This is a genomic window from Anabaena sp. AL09, assembly GCF_001672255.1.
Classification (GTDB): domain Bacteria; phylum Cyanobacteriota; class Cyanobacteriia; order Cyanobacteriales; family Nostocaceae; genus Dolichospermum; species Dolichospermum lemmermannii.
In genome coordinates, this window is sequence record NZ_LJOQ01000081.1 from 13616 (window position 1) to 33460 (window position 19845).

Below are 19845 nucleotides of genomic sequence, written 5' to 3' on the forward strand. Positions count from 1 at the left end.
GTTTCCACATATTTAGCCCAAAGCCTCGAAATTAAATGTGGTTCATTTACCTGAAAATGGCTGTCAATCTATGATCCTCGTTGAACTTCGGTGAAGATTTTTTCTAGGATTTCTGTAGCGCCTTGTTCTCGTAAAATACTGGCTAGTTGTGCGCCTAATTTTTCAGCATCAGCAGCCGTACCGGTGACGGTATCTTTAACTATTTGTTGACCATCAACGCTGGCAACCAGACCTTTTAGAGTTAATTCGTCACCACTAATTACCGTATTTACACCAATGGGAACTTGACAACCGCCTTCTAAAACTCGTAAAAATGATCTTTCTGCTAAACAGCGATCGCGTGTTTGCGGGTGTTCAATCGCTTTCAGTAAGCTAATTACCTCCGTATCATCGGCTCGGCATTCTATTCCTAAAGCGCCTTGTCCAACGGCATGGAGGGAGATTTCAGGAGTCAGAACTTGATGGATGCGATCGCTCATTTCCAATCTTTCTAAACCAGCTACTGCTAAAATTAAAGCATCATACTCACCAGCATCCAGTTTTGCCATGCGTGTGATCAAGTTTCCCCGCACATCTTTGAAGGTAAAATCAGGGAACTTATGGCGTAACTGTGCCAAACGTCGCAGGGAAGAAGTCCCAATTACCGCATTTGCGGGTAAAGTCTCGATTTGCAGACCTTTATGCTTTTCATGCAATACCACCGCGTCTGCGGGGTTTTCCCGTTCTGTAATCGCTGCCAGTGTCAACCCTTCTGGTAGATTGGTGGGAAGATCCTTGAGAGAATGCACAGCAAAATCAATCTCTTTATTGATCATGCCCAATTCCAGTTCCTTGGTAAATAGTCCTTTATCGCCAATTTTAGCCAATGCCACATCCAGGATTTTGTCCCCTTGGGTAGACATGGTATGGACTTCAAAAGTAATGTGGGGAAAGCTTTTCTGGAGTTCCGCTTGTACCCAGTATGTTTGAACTAGAGCTAGTTGGCTTTTACGTGAACCAATACGAATAACGCGTGCAGGACTGGAAACTGAAGTCATAAAACTATTTGTCAAACCAGGCGATAAATTAACATTTATCTAGACTACCGCAGGGAGTGACGTACCGGATTAGATTAACCTAATTCTGTGAAGATTTCATTTGCTAGTAGCTTTACATTTATTTACAATTTTTGAAATATATCCCCGACTTCTCAAAGAAGTCGGGGATCTGGAAATCTGGAAATTAGAATATAATCAAGTTAGCAATAATTCGGTTTTAAGGAAATTATATGCTTTTACTTCCAGAATTATCTGAACTATTACAAGCCGAAGATCCAGAAGAACGGCAAACTATCAGTGGTGTTAATTGGAAAAATTATGAAGCTTTACTCAATGATTTAGGTGACAGTTTACAATATAGAGTTACATATTTAGATGGAGTCATAGAATTAATGTCACCAAGTCGCCGTCATGAAATTCGCAAAACAATTATTGGATCTTTGCTGGAAATTTACTTTCAAGAAAAACGCATTCGCTATTTTCCCCTTGGTTCTACCACCTTCCGTAAACAAGCGAAAAGAGGAGGAGTAGAACCAGATGAATCCTACTGTCTAGGCATAGAAAAAGAAGTTCCTGATCTTGCCATTGAAGTCGTAGTCACCAGTGGGGGAATTGATAAATTAGAAGTTTACAAAAGATTAGGTGTAGCAGAAGTTTGGTTTTTTCAAAACAATCAATTTGCCGTTTATCATCTGCGCGGTGAAAGTTATGAATTGGTGGCAACAAGTGAATTATTGCCAAACTTAGATTTGTCAATTTTGGCGCAATATGTAGTAGCAGATGACCCTTTAGATGCGGCTTTAGGATTTCGGGAGAAAATCAAAGAAATGGTAAATTAGATCATTCCTGGTCCTTTACCTCTTTTATCAAAATCCTCTGTTAATAAACCTGTTTTATCTGCATTTACTTCTCGCAATTCCTGTATTCGTTCAGCTTTTTCTTGTTCTGCTATTTCCCGCGCATCACCAGGAACTTCATAATACATTTCCGGTTCAACTGGATAATTATTCAATAACCCCTCTTTATCCACAGTATAACCGTCCGTTGTCCGAATACTGTAAATATCAGTTTGGTCATCAGTGGCAGCACTGGCAAGATCCTCTTCAGTCGGCAAGTGTTTATAATTTACTCCTTCTCGTTTGATTCGGGCTGCTGTCTCAGCGGGAATTATGCCTCTATCATAAGTATCTGCGGTAATCTTCTCATTCATACAATTAACCCCTTGTACTTTTCTAGGATTACCAGGACTAGCTTAGAATTTTCTAGCAGATAAATACACTATCTTAGGATATAATTAATAAAAATACTTTGATTAAAATTCTCTATCTATAGATATATTTGATATACTCAAATCCAAAATAAAAAAATGTAAGCTAGTCTAGAACTAACCTACATTTTATTAGCTTGATAAAAAATCTTTATCCTAAAGATTGTTGTTTAAAAGAGTTAAATTTCTGGGATAATTCTTGCCGAGACTCAAATTTGAGGAGATAACGGAAAGCAAACCAGATAAAGTAAAATACGCCAATTAACTCGAAAATCGGTTGTAGCAAAGGTACACCATTCACAGCGTCTAGTAATGCGATCGCTACCTTAACTGTGACCAAAGCTGATAAAATTAAAACTAGGGTGATTAAACCCTGTTTATTGTTGTTAAAAATACTGCCTAAATACTCTGGCAGTTGATTTAAGAATTCAAGAATTTGTCTACTAATTTGCTGCCATTGGGATTCAGATTCTTTAGCAGCAGGTAATTTTGGTAAACTGCGATTGTCTTCACCGGAAAAAGATAAACTATCTTGTGGTGAAGAATAATTTCCTTGTTCTGTTTGCTGTGCTTGAGTTTCCATCATAGTTATCATTTAACCTCTTTGTAACTTATCAATATTTTCTTCCCAATTTACACCATCAAAAGGCACAATTTCAAAATTGCCAATTATATTTCCGTCTAAACACCGCACATTAACATCAATACAATCAGGGTGACTACGGGGAATATAAAAGGAATGAATCCCACAAATACTGCAAAACTTATGTTGTGCTACTTCCGTATTAAATTTATAAGTTTTTAAGACATCTTCCCCTTGTAGCAAAGTAAACTTTTCTTGGGGAACAATCAAATGCAAAAATCCTTTTTTAGCACAAATTGAACAATTACAATCATCAACTTTGTGATTATTAACTACTACCCGAAACCGCACCGTACCACAATGACAACCACCGTCATACGTAACAGATTTATCTTTACTTGACATTAAGTTTCTCCAGTTGATTAACTCTAATTGTAGTTGTAGGTTGGGTTGACAAAGGAAACCCAACAAATTCACTAATTACTTAAAGTTCTATTTATCAACTTGCAAAGAATAAAATAGCCGTTTCCAATCTAAATCATTAGCAATTACTTCACTTTCCTTAACCTCAAAAGTGAGATTACTGGCTTTTGGTTCTTTAATTGCTTGTACACAAATTTCCGCAACATCATCACGGCTAATTTTTCCTCTAATATTATCACCTTGTTCAAAGATTAATTCCTTCCCCCCTGCTGATTCTGTCAAAGCACAAGGTCGAATAATTGTATAAGGAATCCCACTAGCTTTGACACTTTCTTCTCCTCGCAATTTCCAAGTTAAAATTCCTCCCAATTGGTCATTTAATCTCACTGCTGGTGGTTCTTCATCTAAATTAATTCCTGGTCTTCCGGGACGAGTTACCCCAGCAGAACTGATTAATACAAATTGAGGTAAAGTTTCCCCACCATAGGCTTGAATTGAGGAAACTTCCAGCGCAAAAATCCCCGGATTAAAAGCAGGATTTAAAGCACCATCATATTCAAACTTACTCAACATTAATTGCAAAGAACAAACTTTACTAACGTCCATTGGTGGACAATCTTTAACAATTTTGGCACGAAATACCGGAACTAAATCTGTAAAAGGAATCTGAATATCTAGCCAATTATTAGCAACAGTATCAAAAGAATAACTATAACCAACACCGTCCCAAGTTGACTCTGTGCGGATAAATATTTTATAACGTTGACCGTCACCTTTTACTCGCAATTTCACACCTTGATAACCAGATAAATCAACTAATGGTGAAAAATTCTTAGTTCTTACTGAAGCAAAACCCCCAGAATTAGCAGTTGAAACATTACCTGTGAATACTGCTGTATTTTCCCTAATTTGAAAACTACTGGAACTGACACCACCCATAACCACATCATCTAAAGCCCCCCAGATATTTTTGATTTCATCTGATGGTTTAGTAAAATCAAATATCGGTTTTTCACCCACAGAAACTAGATACTTTGCAGCGGCTGCAACTAAATTTTTCACACCTTGATATTCAACATTTTCTGGTGTATCTCCGACAATTTCCGGGAGATAAAATTTCACCCCTTGATTATATTTTGCCCTATCTGGTGTATCTCCCTCCACAGGTTGAACACGCACCGACGTACAACAAATTACAGCTTGAATATTAGCCATAACTAAATTCGTCAAAGTCTCTGATTTCGTAATATCCCCAACTACCAAATCAATATCATCACCCAGAATTGTCCGCGCTTTTGCAATATCTCGAACTAAACAACGGACATTATAGCCTTGTGCTGTCAATTTTTTGACAACTCGTTTACCCACACCACCCGTCGCCCCAGCTACCAGAATTACAGCCATATTTCCTCCTGCTTTTGATATATCTTGATGATCTTTTGGACTACCTTGAAAGAGTTTTTGTATCCAGTTCAGAACCGGAAATACTTCAAAGTAAGTTAGGGTTTTAATAAACCTGCATAAATCCCATCGAGAACGATTGTTATTATTCATAGTTACGATTTAATCATGTTATTTTAGTCTTATTGTATCAACTTTCGAGTATATAGTAGATAAAATATCAACTCCTGGATATAATATCTCATTTTCCTCTTTCTCTGCGCTCTCTGTGCCTCTGTGGTTGGTTAAAAAGAATATTCTTTAAACTCAAATAGTATTGCTATACAGCCTTTTTGATGTAACTTCAGAAATATCTCGTCTGCGGTTTAAAGGTAATTTATCTAACCACAGAGGCACAGAGGACACAGAGAGAAGAGGTTAAGGAGGAATTTTTATTGTTCTTAAAAATGGTATTATAATTTTTATAAATTAGGATAATTGCGATGAATCAATTTGCTAAAGCCCAAGCTGAATATGAGAAATTTCCCACAGAATTTACTAGCATTATCATTAGTACAGTAAATAAACAAGGAATCCCTCATGCTAGTTATGCTCCTTTTATTATGGACGATAATAAAAATATCTATATTTATGTGAGTGGACTAGCTACACACACCCAAAATATTCATAATCATCCTTTTGTGAATGTTTTATTTATTGACGACGAAGTTAAAACTCAACAGATTTTTGCCCGTCGGCGGTTAAATTTCGATTGTACAGCAAATTTGATAGTTAGAGAAACTGAAAAATGGCAGGAAGTTGTTGATAAATTTGAAATTCGTTTTGGAGAATTGATTACGACATTACGCAGTTTACCCGATTTTCGGATTTTGCAACTTACACCGAATACCGGACGTTTTGTCATTGGGTTTGGGGCTGCCTATAATATTAATAGTGATAATATAAATCAACTTGTACAAATTACCAAAGATTCACTTTCATAATTATGCTGCAATTTCAACCTCCTGGGTTTGGTAGTAAATTCATTCATACATCTTTAGGGGTAATGGTTTACTATACCCAAATTAGCGCCCCTTGGGAAAATAGCAAAGATCAAGATTTACCACCATTATTATTTTTACATAACTTTGGTGGTGGTGCATCTGCTTATGAATGGTCGAAAATCTACCCGGCTTATGCGTCAACATATCGAATTTTAGCCCCAGATTTAATTGGGTGGGGAAAATCTGCTCACCCCGTGCGAGATTATCAAATTCAAGATTATTTAACGACGATTCTTGAATTTATTACTCAAACCTGTAATCAACCTGTAACTGTAGTAGCATCTTCTTTAACAGCGGCTTTAACTATTCGTCTTGCTGTTACTTATCCAGACTTATTTAAAGCTTTGTTTTTAGCTTGTCCTTCCGGTTTTAACGATTTTGGAGAAGGTGCAGGAAGGAGATTACCACTTTCTTTAATTAATACACCGTTGGTAGATAATTTAATTTATGCTTTAGGTGCAGAAAATGAAATTGCAGTTAGGAACTTTTTGCAAAGTTTTCTGTTTGCTAAACCAGAAAGAGTTACCCAAGAAATGGTATCAGCTTATTTAAGTTCTGCACAACAATATCAAGCCAAGTTTGCGGCTTTGTCCTTCTTACGCGGAAATCTTTATTTTGATTTGAGTTTATATATTCAGCAACTTCAAGTTCCAACTGTCATGTTGTGGGGAGAAAAAGCCCAATTTACAAATATGCAATTAGGACGACGATTAGCAAGTTTAAATCCTGGTGCAATTAAAGGCTTTCATGAAATACCCGACACTGGAATTCTTCCCCATTTAGAAATACCAGCAGTTGTCATGGGAATATTGCAAAAATACAACAAAACTGGAGAATTAGAAATCTAAATTAAACTTAAAAGGAGAGTAGACATTTCCCAATTTTACTCCTTCTTTCTTCTTCTTCCTTCTTCCTTCGTGTCCTTCGTCCCTTCGTGGTTCATTAACTCTTGAATTTTGGGTAGGGAAACCCCGCCCCTACTGAATTATAACGATTTAGCGAACATTACAAGATTTGCGTTCATTATCATCTTGAGGATATTGCCAAGAATAAGCAAAATGACTAACACCCTTAATTTGAGGAGATAATTGCCGGAGAGCTTGCATTTGCACTTCCAAAGATGGACGATTACTAATTGATTCTCCCCACTTACCAGCTAAAGCCGGAATCACTTTTGTCCCTGGTTGTGCCATCTTCAAAACCTGTCGAACTTGTGCCACAATACAATCAACATTACCGCAATTTGCATAAGACATGGGATGCCATTGTAAGTTACTAGAAAACCTATCCCAAGGTTGCAAACGGGAATCATACCCTTGTCCTAACGCTTGATTACCTTCGGGAAAAAATACCACTCCAGCGGGAATACCTTTTTGTTTGGCTGGGTAACTTGCTAAAGCCACAAAATCTAAGATACCTTGCATAGCATGAGCAACAGTGAATAACCATAAATCCAATTGCAAAACCCGCTGTTTTTCCGCTGGGGAAGGCAAAGATTTCTGTTTTTTTGGAGGAATACGCCCTTCCCACATGGGTTCATCTTCTTGAGGATAGCGTTTATCAATTTCTGTTATATCACCAGCACTCACATATCCTCTGGTGAGAAAACGGCGAATTAATTCTAATCCTTTGGAATTTTTGGCGCGACGAAATAAGACTTCTTGGGTAGCAGGGGTAAATAGCCATAAATCATGAACTTTGGTAGCAATAGAATCATTACCAATTTGACGAGGATAGCGAACATAATCGAAGAGAATACCATCTGGACGACGGCGTATAACCTGTTGTATCATGCGGTAGTAATCATTTTTAGCCTGAGTGTTGTAAGGATCAATGAAGACTTGAGAACTATCTTCTACTACGGATAAGCTGGTTTGATTTTTGCCATTACGAGCGATCGCATTTTGTCTATCTGCCCGTTGAGCATAAGTATAACCAAAGTTATTCGTAAACATCCAAGCATAAACTTTCAACCCGCGTTGTTGCCCTTTTTTAATTGCTAATGCCAATAAATCAAATTTTTCTGCACCAAGAATGCGAACCACAGCAGGCCAAACAGTTGGGTTAGCTGCGGCTGGTAATAGTACCCGGCCATCATAAAATACTTCTAAATAAACTTGGTTATAGCCTTGGTTGACAATGCGGTCCATAATTTGATCAACTACTCCCGGCTGGATATCGCAGGGATACAAGCGCAACCAAATAGCTTGAGTTTGTGGCCAAGTCTGACTACGACAGGTTTTTAATTCTTGTGTATGCTGTTTGAGTAATTTCTGATAGCGACTTTCTGCCTCTTTATTGCCTTTAAAAGCTAATAAACGTAATTTTTCTTTTTCTTGAGTTGCTTTTGATGATACCCGACAATCCTGTCCCTTTTGAGCAATAGCTGGTGCGGTAACTAAGTTGAGAATTAATAAGCAACTAGCAATAATTATAGTAAATACACCTTGCCAAGACAAAATTAGTCTTACAAATTTCCAGTTGTAATCAGACATATATAGCAATCAATTTAAATTTGTAATAGCTTGCATGAAATAGCCTGTACTTAAAATATCCCCAGATTTGGAGAGACATACAACCATCAAAAGCAGTATTCCACACAAACATTTACTTGAAGGAGAAGAATGTGCCATGATTAAAGTTTGCATAAATCGGAACGTAGGGATTTGAACCCTAGACCTCCACTACCCCAAAGTGGCGCGCTACCAAGCTGCGCTACGTCCCGTAAATGTGAACTTGAGATTTTAGACTTTTGGAGTGGGGATGATTCCAAAATTGTCCATCTAAAATTTATCAAGTCACTCTTCTTAATATATCACAAGACTAAAGAAAATAGCAAGGGGTTTTTTGAAAAAATTTTAGAATCCCTGATCTCAAGATTGCTGGCGTTCCGTTGAGGTTAGATCTTCATCTGCGATAAACCTTCTGCCTCCTGCAAAATTACTAATTTTCTATCTTTGGGTTATTCGCGGTCAGATAAAAAATTAAGTAATTCACCGGAGAGACAGAAGTAAAAATTTTATTAATTAAGGATCTACCCAACGTCCGTCGGCTTTAATCAGATTAATCAATTCCTCTACACCTTGGGCTTCTGGAACTTTTTTAATTTCATCCCGACCACGATATAAAGAAATATAACCAGGGTTTTTACCAACATATCCATAGTCAGCATCGGCCATTTCTCCAGGTCCATTCACAATACAACCCATCACAGCAATATCCAGACCTGTTAAATGTTTAGTAGCTTCCCGGACTACGTGCAGCACTTCCTCTAGGTTAAATAAAGTCCGTCCGCAAGAAGGACAAGCCACATATTCAACCATTGTTTTCCGCAAACCCAAAGCTTGCAGAATGCTGTAACAAACCGGAATTTCCTTTTCTGGTGCTTCTGTCAAAGAGACGCGGATTGTGTCACCAATACCGTCAGCCAATAATGTGGCAATACCCGCAGTAGATTTAATTCTGCCATATTCCCCGTCACCTGCTTCTGTCACGCCCAGGTGAAGAGGATAATCCATGCCTAAATCATCCATGCGTTTAGCCATGAGCCGATATGCAGCCACCATGACAGGAACTCGTGAGGCTTTCATGGAAATTACGACATTATGAAAATCCAAAGATTCACAAATGCGAATAAATTCTAAGGCAGATTCCACCATCCCTTCCGGGGTGTCACCATAGGTAAATAGCATTCTTTCCGCCAAAGAACCATGATTTACGCCAATTCGCATAGCTTTACCTTGATCACGCAAGGAAATTACCAGCGGTGCTAAGGTTTCGCGGATTTTTTCGCCAATTTCGTCAAATTCAGTTTTTGTATATTCGGTGCGGCTGGTATTTGCTTTCTCAAATATATACAAACCTGGATTAATTCGCACTTTTTCGATATGTTTGGCAACTTCCAAGGCGATTTTCATGCCATTGTGATGTACGTCGGCTACAATTGGCACATCACGGTAAGTTTGAATTAATTTTTGTTTAATTTCCGCCAGTGCTTTAGCGTGTCCAATACTAGGAACAGTGACGCGGACAATTTCGCAGCCTATTTCATGGAGACGACGAATGCCAGCGACAGAACCATCAATATCCAGAGTATCTTCATTAATCATTGACTGTACCACCACTGGATATCCTCCTCCAACGGTGACATCTCCCACTTGTACAGCGCGGGTTTTGCGGCGTTTGATGGTGGTATCAAAGGTTGGTTGACTAGATGTAGTGTTGGTAATTTCCAAAGTCGGCAGAGTTTGCATAATCTAAATAGGTAGATTTTCTGTAGCTAAAATATCAGATTGCCAGCGGTTATACTTCTCAGATTGCCACAATTTGGGGTATTTTAGGTGCTAAATTGAAAAGTAAATCAAAAAATAACCAAGAGTTTTACAACTGACAACTGTACGGGCGAAGCATTTGGAGAACTATTTTTGGCAATGACCGATAATTTATCTTCCAAATGCTTCGCCCCTACTAACATGGCAATGACCGATAATTTATCTTCCTAATGCTTGGCCCCTACTGACCAATGACTAATGACCAACTTAAATTTACTAAATTGATGCGTAAAACGATATGATATAAGACATCACTTCAGTCATCAAATAATGAACGCTCTATGAAAACAGAAACCGTTCGCACGACATTAACCATTCCCAGGGAACTGCTAGAAGCTACAGATAAAGCAGTTATGGAAGGGAAAGCTAAAAGTCGGAATGATTTTGTCGCTCAGGCTTTACGAAGGGAACTAGCCTTACAAAAGCGATCCGAAATTGATGCCGCATTGGCAGAAATGGCTAATGATCCAGATTATCAAGCAGAGGTCTTAAAACTAGAGGTAGAATTTGCTACCGCGCAGTGGGAGGCGTTGCAGTTAGGGGAATCGCCAAGATGAGAAGGGGTGAGGTTTATGATGCGCGTCTAGAAATGACTGAAGGCTCGGAGCAGGGAGGAACTCGCCCGGTGATTATCGTTAGTCGCGATGTAATTAATCTATCCAGCCCAGTCGTTTTAGCAGTACCCTGTACCACCTATCAAGACGGAAAGCGAGTTTACCCTACTCAAGTTTTAATTTTATCACCAGATGGCGGACTCAAGAAAGACTCAATCGCCATGGCAGATCAGGTACGGGTGTTATCTAAAACCCGCTTTTTGCGTTTAAGAGGAATACTTTCTGAAGTTGTCATGGCACATTTGGAGCAAGCGTTATTAATTGCCTTAGATTTGCCAGGATATTAACTAGTAGACAAGGGCGTAAATAAACCAACGGCTCAACTGAGCTACGTCAAACGTCCATTCTAAATCGCCCAAAAGTCTATACCGTCTTAGGCTTGACTTTTGACTTTCGCCTTGCGGTACTAGCTTTTAAGGGAGGGAATGAGGAACAGGAAATCAGGGTAGATAAGTAGGTCGTTTTGTCAGTCCTATCTCATTTCCTGAATTAACGTGACTTGGTATGAGGAAAACGTGGAAAACTTCAAAACTTATTATTGAAATATGTCTAAATCAATAAAAATATCAAATCATTTAACACAACAGTCTCAAGAGAAAGAGAAAGAGAAAGAGGAACAACTAATTAATGAACTTAGGTTATTAGTAAGAACTTTGATTTATCAGGAAGAAATTACAATTAAATCCATCATGGATTGTCTCTATGATGTTGGTTCAACTAATTTAGTAAATCAAAAATTTAAGTTTGGAACTCTCAATAAAACTCTAAAATTTATGACTAAAATATCTAAACCTGCATTTAAAATACTGGCTTGGCAATGGTTTAAGAAAAATTGCCCTGATTTGATTACTGGATGGCTGCAAGGTAAGGTTACATTTCCTAGAGAAAAAGAAACGAGATTAGAGGTGATGACAGAAAATGAAAATCTCAGTTTAGTTAGTATTTCTCAGCTTCCAGAGGAAAATCAAATTAATCAGATAAAACTTCTGCATTTACAGGTGAAATTGTTAACAGGTATTTTAGTTATTACAGTAACTTTATTTAGTGGGAGTTTGATTTGGCTAAGTAATTCATTGCACCAATCCCATTTACAAACTTTAGAAAAACTCCAAAATCAAGTTAAAACTTTAGAATCTAGTCAATGAACACAGAGAAACTGGTTAGTATTAGTTAAACTTAAACTGCTGGCTTCAATCCCATTTGTTTTAAATTGATATGTTGCGGGTTTTAATTATCGGTGGAATTGGTGATGCGGTAGAATTAGCTGCTAAGGTAGCAAATATTCCTGGTATTGAGGCTATCTCCTCTCTAGCCGGTCGTACCCGTGAACCTGCTACTCCTGTTGGTAATGTGCGAATAGGCGGTTTTGGTGGTGTAGCCGGATTGGTGACTTATCTGCGAGAAATGCAAATTGATATATTAATTGATGCTACTCATCCTTTTGCTAATCAGATTTCGGAAAATGCAGCCGCAGCGACTCAGGAAGTCGGTATTCCCCGATTAATGGTAATTCGTCCAGCTTGGGAAAAACTCAAGGATGATTATTGGTTAGAAGTAGAAAATAATTTGGCTGCTGCTGCTGTTTTAGCAAATCAAGCTAACCGAGTATTTTTAACAATTGGTAGACAAGAAATTGCGACTTTTGCACATTTACAGGAAATTTGGTTTTTAATGCGGATGATTGATCCACCAAATGCTGATGTTGTCGTTCCACCTGGATTGATTTTATGCGATCGCGGTCCCTTTAGTTTAGAAAACGAACAAGAAATTCTCCTCAAATACAATATAGATACCATTGTCAGCAAAAATAGCGGTGGTAGTGCCACCTATCCCAAAATTATCGCCGCTAGGAAACTAGGGATAAAGGTGGTGATGGTAAATCGTCCACCTGTACCCCCAGGAGAACAAGTTGCAGATGTGGAAAGTGCTGTGCAATGGCTTCTTAAACAATTGATCATTGACAGTTGACAATTAATAACTGAGAAAATCCTGAGAAATAGCCAAGGTTTCGCTGATAATTTCTGATGCTAATTTATCAGATTTGAGTAAGGGATAAGCCGGAAGACCATGATGTTGATGCCCATTGGAGAATGATTGAGATTGTAAATAAATTCCCATAGCTAAACTAGGCAAATAGGTAATATTGTAATTTGCCACATTTACAGAAGATACTGAAGCAAAAGACAGATTAAATAAACTGTGCAAAGGTAATTTGTACAAGTCCCGATGGGGAACTAAAATTATTGTATCTATCCCTTCCAATTCTTGAGTAATTGTGGAAATATTCAAGATATTTTGCAACTGCAATAGTTTTGATAGTGTTGATGATTCTTGCCAATCTGCTAACCAATGTTCAAATTCAATTAAGCGTTTTATTGCTTCGGGAATTCCTTCTATATCTTGAATGGGTGTAAACAGTAAAATCGGAGATGGGGCTTGATCTTTGATAATAAATGTCTGTAAAGCGGCTGGGCTAAGATGCCAATAAATTATGGCTGTGGTGGGATTCAGTAATTGTTGAATAGAGCGATAATCTCCTGACTCAAGTTGATAATTCAAATCAGGCATTAACAACTGTAAACAGTTATTTCTCCCCTGTTCAGCAATTTCCCAAGCTTCTACTAAATCTCCTGTATTTACAGCTAAATCAACTGCTAGTTGTCCCAAACCTGCAAATTTTAGTACCAGTTGTTTTTTATTTTCATCAGTCCGATTCGGCTGAGTGAGTAATTGTTGTAATAATTCAATTCCCCATTTTTGTAATTCCTGTGCCGCTACTGTTTCCCCCAAACAGATAAGCACTTTCGTCAGAGATTGCAAAATATCCAAATGCAATTCTGGAAAATCTTCTGGTGTCAGCGTAGATAGTGCCAGTTGATATTCGGACATGGCATGATGCCAATAATCACGAGGTGTGGCGGCTTTTTTCCCTTGCTCGTAGTAAGTATTACCAATAGCTATACGTAATCTTCCCCAACCTTCTGGGTGAGTATCCGGGCGAAGATGTTTCAAACCTGCCTGATAACTTGCTAATTTACCTTCATAGCCGCCTAAGTTAAGGGCAGGATTGGATGCAGAAATGTTACTAACTACAATTAGTGATGATTGGTGGGGGGTGAGATGACCAGCCGCCGCACCCCTTCCTAGCCAAGCTTCCCAGTAGTCTAGTTTAATTTCTAAAGCCCTGTCATAGCCGGATATAGCTTGGGCGGAACGGTCTAGGTAAAATAGGGCTACGGCTTGGTTATACCAGGCTGGGTGGAAATCGGGTTTGATGGCGATCGCTTGTTGATAGGATGAGATTGCATCTTCCCGACGACCTAAGTGTTCAAAGGACACACCCCGGTTATACCAAGCTAGATAAAATTCTGGCTGAATGGCCAGGGCTTGATCCCATGATTCAATTGCTTCTAACCATTGTTTTAAATTAAATAGCACCACACCCCGATCAATCCACACTTCATGATAGTTGGGTTGGAGATTGAGGGCTTGATCATAACTAGCAATTGCTTCTGCATATTGCTCAACCACAGCCAAAGCTATCCCCCGGTAGTACCAAGTTTCAGAATCTTGGGGTTCTAAATTCAGGGCTTGATCATAACTATCAATAGCTTCCCCAATTAAACCTAACTTGAGTAATGCTAAACCTCTGCTAGACCAAGCTGTTTGGTAATCTGGTTTAATAGCGATCGCTTGATCAAAGGAAGCAATAGCCGCATCAAAGTCTCCCAACTCGCCCAGAATACTGCCTCGGCTATACCAAACCTGATAAAAATCCGGTTTGAGAGCCAGTGTTTGGTCATAAGCAGCGATCGCTTCGGAAAACCGTTGCAAGTAAAATAATACTAAACCCTGATTAAACCAATACTCATAAACATGAGGTTGGGTTTGACTTGCCCGTTCATATAAAGCCAAAGCCGTCAACAAATCTCCAGCTTTAGCCTGCCGTAAACCCTCATAAAATAAACTTTCCGCCGGATTAGTAACAACTATTTGTGATGTTGATTGCTGGACAATTTGCCGATCACGAATTGCCAATTCCGACGCTAAATGCTGGACAAGATTGCTACTTTGCTCCAACCGCACCACCAACTCATCTAAAGTGGATGCTAACTGCGGTTCTATATTCATCAAAGACTCGTTCCAGCTTTTCTCCCTGGGAGATTCTGGATCGGCAATTATTTCCGCAGCATTCTGGGAAAATTCCTGAATTCTATACTCATAACTGTGATAGTCATTTTCTGTCTTAGCTGCATTCTCAGCTAAAGACCCATTACTTAACCCTACAGACTGACCAGTGAAGAGATCCTCAACCATTTGGGATACTGATGGATTAGTCACACTTTCCACATTCTGATCTTGCCAGATTTGTTCCCCAAATTGGCGGAGCAATTCCTGACCAGGAGTATCTAACTCCTCTGCTGTGGGGATGGAACTTTCCAACTCCTGTGACTTTTGCTTGCGCTCATACTCCTGATTGAGGTTGCGCCGCAATAGCTGCATCCCAATATCATAGGCCAGGTTGCTAACCTCACCAATACCTAACTCACCCAGTTTCACCATGCGCTTGGCTAAAGGAAGATTCGGTGCAGGAGAAGCTAATAATTTGCCCCCAAATATCAACAGCCAATCTATCCACCGATCAACTGTAATTCTTGGTTCCATCCGCTGCAAATACTTCAACGCCCACTGTTGTCCGCGCGCTTGATGCACACCTTCTAGTAGTTCATTAAATAACAACTCTAGATCCGCATTCGTGAGTTCTGGTGGTTGATCTGCCACCAGATTGCCTTGACTATCCTGGGAATCGGTGATTCCCAGGATAGTCAAAGGGGACTGTAAAAATTTGTTAAGCCACTGCAAGAGCCACCTGAACATCTGCCAATTTATGGGATTTTCTTTCTCCTAGATTGTAGCTATCCTTGTGTCAAAAAAAATTATTAGTTACGGAATGGACTAGAAAACCAAATAGACCCACGTAAAAATATTGATAGCTACACCGCACAAATCAAACTTAGTCACGATTCCCAGACTGTCAAAGGGGGACTGTAAAAATTTGTTAAGCCACTGCAAGAGCCACCTGAACATCTGCCAATTTATGGGATTTTCTTTCTTCTAGATTGTAGCTATCCTTGTGTCAAAAAAAATTATTAATTACGGAATGGACTAGAAAACCAAATAGACCCACGTAAAAATATTGATAGCTACACCGCACAAATCAAACTTAGTCATTGGGATTTATCCTTGTGATTCAGAAGACTCGTTCGCTTCATTATACTGACTAACTAATACCTGAATAATTTCTTCTGGATTATTTGTTTCCACTCCTAGTTGTTGGGAGATTTGCTCGCATAGGGCTTCATCCTGCTGCAACATCATCAACAATTCATCTAGGCTGACAGTTTTGTATTCCCCTTCTGGTAAATTTTCTTCCGTGTTGGCAGGTATTAAAAGATTATTTTCTACTGCATCGGGACCTTCGTATTCCCAAACTGGTTCTCCTGGATTGCCTGTTAAGACTTTCATGCCTATATCGTAGGACAGATTGCTGATTTCCCCAACCCCTAACTCACCAAGTTGAACTAATCTGGCTGCTAATTCATTATGGGGTTTAGAAGATGCTAATAATCTGTCACCAAAACGATTTAACCATTCTAGCCACTGTTGGGTGCTAACACGATGTTCAAGATTATGTAACCATTTTTGCGCCCAAGTTTGTCCCTTGACCTGATGAACTCCTGCCAGTAGTTCTGTAAAGAGAAATTCTAAATCTGTGTCAGTGAGGGGTGGAACTACTGCTTTGGGGACTTGTTCCCGACTGGGGGTAAAATTTTGTTTACCACCAAACAAGTGCCGAAAAAATTTTTTGAGCCATTGAATTAGCCGCTTAAACATTTGATGCACCATTGATGTTGCTTAATAAAATTTTAGCGGTGTGAGTGACTAGTAGTTCGTCAAATTTATTTTGACTGTATATTAGTTTTGACTTTTGACTTTTGACTTTTGACTTCCGCCCTGCGGTACTAGCGGCTATGTCTGAGGCAAAATTGCCATGAGTTGTTAGAATGATAAAACCCTAAAATTTGCCTGGGATATACGGATTTAAACCTGTCTCCATGTCTTACGAACCCCTGCACCATAAGTATCGGCCAAAGAGTTTCGCTGAACTGGTGGGTCAAGAGGCGATCGCTACTACCCTAACTAATGCCATTCTCTCAGCGAAAATCGCCCCTGCCTATTTGTTCACTGGCCCTAGAGGTACAGGAAAAACTTCCAGTGCGAGAATTCTCGCTAAATCTCTCAATTGTCTCCAAGGCAACCAGCCAACCCCCCAACCCTGCGGTGTTTGTGAAATCTGTCAGGGTATTACTAAAGGCTATTCTACTGATGTTATTGAAATTGACGCTGCCAGTAACACTGGTGTTGATAATATCCGTGAACTGATTGAAAGGGCGCAGTTTGCCCCGATGCAGTGTCGTTATAAAGTTTATGTGATTGATGAATGTCATATGCTAAGTACCGCAGCGTTCAACGCGTTACTTAAAACCCTAGAAGAACCACCTAAGCACGTTGTTTTTGTCCTCGCTACAACAGACGCACAAAGGGTATTACCCACAATTATTTCTCGTTGTCAAAGGTTTGATTTTCGACGGATTCAGTTAGAGGCAATGGTAAAACATTTAACGTATATTGCCGCTAAGGAAAGTATTCATATTTCTCATGATTCTCTGACTCTGGTGGGACAAATTGCCCAAGGAGGATTAAGAGATGCAGAAAGTTTACTTGATCAATTAGCTTTAATTGCTGGGGAAGTGACACCGGATAAGGTTTGGGATTTGGTAGGTTCAGTCAGCGAAAAAGACCTATTTGGACTATTAGAAGCGATCGCTCAAGATCAAGCCGAAATAGTCCTAGACTCTACCCGGAAAATCCTAGATCGAGGTCGAGAACCCCTGATCATTCTCCAAAATCTCGCCGCTTTTTATCGAGATTTCCTCATAGCTAAAACCGCTCCCAATCGTCAAGATTTAGTTGCTTGTACTGAATCAACTTGGACATCATTAGTTGACTTTGCCCAAAAATTTGATATTAGTACCATCTTACGAGGACAACAACACCTGAGAACAGCAGAATTACAACTAAAAAACACCACTCAACCCCGTTTATGGTTAGAAGTAACATTATTAGGATTATTACCCAGCGCCAATATTCAAATCCAAACTGCAAATATTTCTCAGCAAGTTAATACAACTGCTGTCACTCCAGCTTATCCTCCCGCTGCTGCACCACCAGCATATCCGCCCACAAATCACAACTCATCTGTGAATTTTGCACCAGTACCCACGTCAGAACCTGTATATGCACCACCACCTACTAACCATCAACCAGAACCAATACAGCCAGTAGGAGAAGGTTCACAATACAATTTAACTCAACTTTGGCAACAAGTCCGTGGACATATTCAGCAGCTACCCACACAAGCATTATTGGGTCAAATGTGCCATTTAATGGAATTTAATGGTGTAGTTGCTCGTGTAGGTGTAAAAGCGGTTTGGTATGACAAAGTGAAATCTTATCTACCGATCATCACTACGGCCTTTAGACAAACTTTCCAGCAGGAAATTCAAGTTACCTTAGAAAAAGCTACCACTGCCAACGCCACATCAACTAAGCGAAATCCACCTCCACAAAATTCTACTCCCGTTCAACAACCACCCCAACCTACATCCTATCAACAACCACCAGCCCCGCAAGCCACACCACAGCCACCCTCAGCCGTACCACAGCCAGTAGCTACAGTATCCGCACCACCACCCGTACCAGTCCGAGTTGAGCCTGTTGTTACCAATGCAGCACCAGTGCAACCATCGCCATCAAGTTGGGATCATGATGGTGTGGTTAAAGCTGCGGAAAGTCTAGCAAAATTCTTTTCTGGGGAAATCATCCGCATGACAGATGATAGTTTTCAATTATCTGATTCTGTTACTTCCACTGAAACGCCTGAAATATATGAATCTTATGTTGATGATGAATATAGTTGAGAAATTCAGAACTGTTGAGATTCTCCCCTTGTTTAAATATTTGACAGTTGCTAATAACGTCTGTAAGGATCAGAAGCAATTTTCATATTTGCATTTTCCCTGTTTCTTGAGTAAGTGCAAGATATGAGGTAAGGTATAGGTTTACTGATTAAATCAAAAAATGTCTGAACAACAAACCATTAGCCCTTGGAAATCTAAACCTTGGTGGTGTCAACCTTGGTCAATTATCCTAACCAGTTTAACATTAATCAGCGGTAGTTGGTTAATCTTCAAAATTATTTGGTTAACAATTTTAGTTGCTATTCCATTATTGATTTGGATGGGATTTTTTCTGTTAATTTGGCCGCAGATGATGATTCGCAGTGGAGTTTTGCACAAAATCACAGAATAGTTAATTTAAATCTTTTTGTCAACATGAATGCTCAAATTTCTATTATTATTCCCACTCTCAATGAAGCGGATAATATTAAAGAAGCAATTATTAGCAGTCAATCTAGTAGTAATGTAGAAATAATTGTAGTTGATGGTGGTTCAAAAGATGAAACATTATTAATCGCTAAATCATTGAATGTTAAGGTAATTATTTCTCCTCCCGGACGTGCTAATCAAATGAATACAGGTGCTATGGCTGCTAGTGGGGAAATTCTCCTATTTCTCCATGCTGATACCCGTTTACCGACTAATTTCGAGCAGATGATTCGCACAACCTTAGCAAAACCGGGAATTGTGGCTGGTGCCTTTGCTTTACGGATAAATGCCCCTAATTGGGGCTTGCGTTTGGTAGAATTTGGGGTAAAATGGCGATCGCATCTTTGGCAAATGCCCTATGGTGATCAAGCTATTTTTCTCACCAAAGATGTATTTCAGCAAGTTGGTAATTTCCCGCAAATATCAATTATGGAAGACTTTGCAATGATGAGAAAATTAAAAACTCTGGGCAAAATTCACCTATTACCAACACCCGTAATTACCTCACCTCGCAGATGGTTAAAAAAAGGAATTATCCAAACTACTATTTTGAATCAAATTATTGTCATTGCTTATTTACTCGGTATTTCCCCAACCCAAATTCGTAATTGGTACTCTTCCCCAAAATTATAGAGA

Annotated in this window: 19 protein-coding genes and 1 tRNA gene; 10 read left to right on the forward strand and 10 right to left on the reverse strand. The window is 39.2% G+C overall.

The annotated features are described in order from the left end of the window. Nucleotides 1–68 precede the first annotated feature (68 nt). On the reverse strand, nt 69–1037 hold the full coding sequence (gene hemC, locus AN490_RS15315; RefSeq protein ID WP_300005040.1) for a hydroxymethylbilane synthase: 969 nt from the start codon (nt 1035–1037) through the stop codon (nt 69–71). A 230-nt stretch (nt 1038–1267) separates the two neighbouring features. Between hemC and AN490_RS15320 the strand changes: the two genes are divergently transcribed. Further along, entirely contained in the window at nt 1268–1876 is a 609-nt protein-coding gene (locus tag AN490_RS15320; RefSeq protein WP_300005042.1) for a Uma2 family endonuclease, read from the forward strand. Here AN490_RS15320 and AN490_RS15325 read toward each other — a convergent pair. From AN490_RS15325 to AN490_RS15340, 4 genes are all read right to left on the reverse strand, one after another. Beyond that, nucleotides 1873–2247 carry a hypothetical protein gene (locus AN490_RS15325; RefSeq protein WP_213710033.1) on the reverse strand — a complete coding sequence of 125 codons (375 nt, stop codon included), beginning with the start codon at nt 2245–2247 and terminating at the stop codon, nt 1873–1875. The two genes, AN490_RS15320 and AN490_RS15325, sit on opposite strands and share 4 nt — an antisense overlap. Before the next feature lie 208 nt (nt 2248–2455). Beyond that, a complete protein-coding gene (locus AN490_RS15330; RefSeq protein WP_334310704.1) occupies nt 2456–2890 on the reverse strand; it encodes a CAAD domain-containing protein in 435 nt (144 codons plus the stop codon). 9 nt (nt 2891–2899) lie between these two features. After that, nucleotides 2900–3292, reverse strand: a complete 393-nt coding sequence (locus tag AN490_RS15335; RefSeq protein WP_300005046.1) for a GFA family protein — start codon at nt 3290–3292, stop codon at nt 2900–2902. A gap of 87 nt (nt 3293–3379) precedes the next feature. After that, entirely contained in the window at nt 3380–4864 is a 1485-nt protein-coding gene (locus tag AN490_RS15340; protein WP_300005049.1) for a CIA30 family protein, read from the reverse strand. A gap of 329 nt (nt 4865–5193) precedes the next feature. On the opposite strand from AN490_RS15340, the gene AN490_RS15345 reads away from it, so the two are divergent. Then, the gene (locus AN490_RS15345; protein ID WP_300005052.1) at nt 5194–5694 is read left to right on the forward strand and encodes a HugZ family protein; all 501 of its coding nucleotides are present in this window, start codon (nt 5194–5196) and stop codon (nt 5692–5694) included. Between the two features lie 2 nt (nt 5695–5696). Next, on the forward strand, nt 5697–6602 hold the full coding sequence (locus tag AN490_RS15350) for an alpha/beta hydrolase (RefSeq protein ID WP_300005054.1): 906 nt from the start codon (nt 5697–5699) through the stop codon (nt 6600–6602). Between the two features lie 147 nt (nt 6603–6749). On the opposite strand, the gene AN490_RS15355 is transcribed toward AN490_RS15350, so the two are convergent. The 3 genes from AN490_RS15355 to ispG all read right to left on the reverse strand — a co-directional run bounded on the left by AN490_RS15355 (nt 6750) and on the right by ispG (nt 10007). Continuing rightward, nucleotides 6750–8249, reverse strand: coding sequence for a family 10 glycosylhydrolase (locus AN490_RS15355; RefSeq protein ID WP_271822946.1), 1500 nt, complete (start codon nt 8247–8249; stop codon nt 6750–6752). A gap of 156 nt (nt 8250–8405) precedes the next feature. After that, a tRNA-Pro gene (locus tag AN490_RS15360) sits at nt 8406–8479 on the reverse strand. A 301-nt stretch (nt 8480–8780) separates the two neighbouring features. Next, entirely contained in the window at nt 8781–10007 is a 1227-nt protein-coding gene (ispG, locus tag AN490_RS15365) for a (E)-4-hydroxy-3-methylbut-2-enyl-diphosphate synthase (RefSeq protein WP_015078918.1), read from the reverse strand. Between the two features lie 359 nt (nt 10008–10366). Here ispG and AN490_RS15370 point away from each other — a divergent pair, with 359 nt between their 5' ends. The 4 genes from AN490_RS15370 (at nt 10367) to AN490_RS15385 (ending at nt 12667) form a co-directional block, all read left to right on the forward strand. Beyond that, nucleotides 10367–10642, forward strand: a complete 276-nt coding sequence (locus tag AN490_RS15370; protein ID WP_015078917.1) for a ribbon-helix-helix domain-containing protein — start codon at nt 10367–10369, stop codon at nt 10640–10642. Then, nucleotides 10639–10986 (forward strand): type II toxin-antitoxin system PemK/MazF family toxin, encoded by a 348-nt coding sequence (locus AN490_RS15375; RefSeq protein ID WP_015078916.1) that lies wholly within the window; start codon nt 10639–10641, stop codon nt 10984–10986. Before AN490_RS15370 ends, AN490_RS15375 begins: the two co-directional genes overlap by 4 nt. Before the next feature lie 258 nt (nt 10987–11244). Beyond that, nucleotides 11245–11844, forward strand: coding sequence for a hypothetical protein (locus AN490_RS15380; RefSeq protein WP_300005061.1), 600 nt, complete (start codon nt 11245–11247; stop codon nt 11842–11844). A 70-nt stretch (nt 11845–11914) separates the two neighbouring features. Further along, on the forward strand, nt 11915–12667 hold the full coding sequence (locus AN490_RS15385) for a cobalt-precorrin-6A reductase (RefSeq protein ID WP_300005064.1): 753 nt from the start codon (nt 11915–11917) through the stop codon (nt 12665–12667). Nucleotides 12668–12670: 3 nt separating this feature from the next. Here AN490_RS15385 and AN490_RS15390 read toward each other — a convergent pair whose 3' ends face one another. Continuing rightward, nucleotides 12671–15562 carry a tetratricopeptide repeat protein gene (locus tag AN490_RS15390; RefSeq protein ID WP_366925047.1) on the reverse strand — a complete coding sequence of 964 codons (2892 nt, stop codon included), beginning with the start codon at nt 15560–15562 and terminating at the stop codon, nt 12671–12673. A 375-nt stretch (nt 15563–15937) separates the two neighbouring features. Then, a complete protein-coding gene (locus tag AN490_RS15395) occupies nt 15938–16594 on the reverse strand; it encodes a hypothetical protein (protein ID WP_300005067.1) in 657 nt (218 codons plus the stop codon). Between the two features lie 221 nt (nt 16595–16815). On the opposite strand from AN490_RS15395, the gene AN490_RS15400 reads away from it, so the two are divergent. The 3 genes from AN490_RS15400 to AN490_RS15410 all read left to right on the forward strand — a co-directional run bounded on the left by AN490_RS15400 (nt 16816) and on the right by AN490_RS15410 (nt 19842). Next, nucleotides 16816–18741, forward strand: coding sequence for a DNA polymerase III subunit gamma/tau (locus tag AN490_RS15400; protein ID WP_300005070.1), 1926 nt, complete (start codon nt 16816–16818; stop codon nt 18739–18741). Nucleotides 18742–18901: 160 nt separating this feature from the next. After that, on the forward strand, nt 18902–19132 hold the full coding sequence (locus AN490_RS15405; RefSeq protein WP_300005073.1) for a DUF6737 family protein: 231 nt from the start codon (nt 18902–18904) through the stop codon (nt 19130–19132). A gap of 23 nt (nt 19133–19155) precedes the next feature. Next, complete coding sequence (locus AN490_RS15410) at nt 19156–19842, forward strand: TIGR04283 family arsenosugar biosynthesis glycosyltransferase (RefSeq protein ID WP_300005076.1); 687 nt, start codon at nt 19156–19158, stop codon at nt 19840–19842. The last annotated feature ends 3 nt before the right edge of the window (nt 19843–19845 follow it).